Origin of the sequence: Vibrio ichthyoenteri ATCC 700023 (assembly GCF_000222605.1) — a bacterium.
Lineage (GTDB): Bacteria > Pseudomonadota > Gammaproteobacteria > Enterobacterales > Vibrionaceae > Vibrio > Vibrio ichthyoenteri.
In genome coordinates, this window is the sequence record NZ_AFWF01000146.1 from 1 (window position 1) to 330 (window position 330).

At 43.3% G+C, this 330-nt stretch carries 2 tRNA genes; both read right to left on the minus strand.

Annotated features, from left to right (window positions below):
• Positions 1 to 71 precede the first annotated feature (71 nt).
• Positions 72 to 146, minus strand: a tRNA-Gln gene (locus RH85_RS10745).
• Positions 147 to 179: 33 nt separating this feature from the next.
• A tRNA-Leu gene (locus tag RH85_RS10750) sits at positions 180 to 264 on the minus strand.
• Positions 265 to 330 lie beyond the last annotated feature (66 nt).

Consider the following 330-nt stretch of genomic DNA (forward strand, 5'->3'; position numbering starts at 1 on the left):
CTTTTATAGTTAAAAAGACATTGGTTATCTTAGTAACGTTGTCATGCTGATGAATCAACATGTTTAAATAGTGGCAGGTCTACCTGGATTCGAACCAGGGAATGCCGGCATCAAAAGCCGGTGCCTTACCGCTTGGCGATAGACCTACAGCAATAACTTCATCAAAGTTATTTAAATGATGGTGCGGTCGGAGAGACTTGAACTCTCACACCTTACGGCGCCAGAACCTAAATCTGGTGCGTCTACCAATTCCGCCACGACCGCATCTATTCCTGATTGCTTTAAACTTAAAGTCGAAAACAATTAGGAATGGTGGCTACTACGGGATTT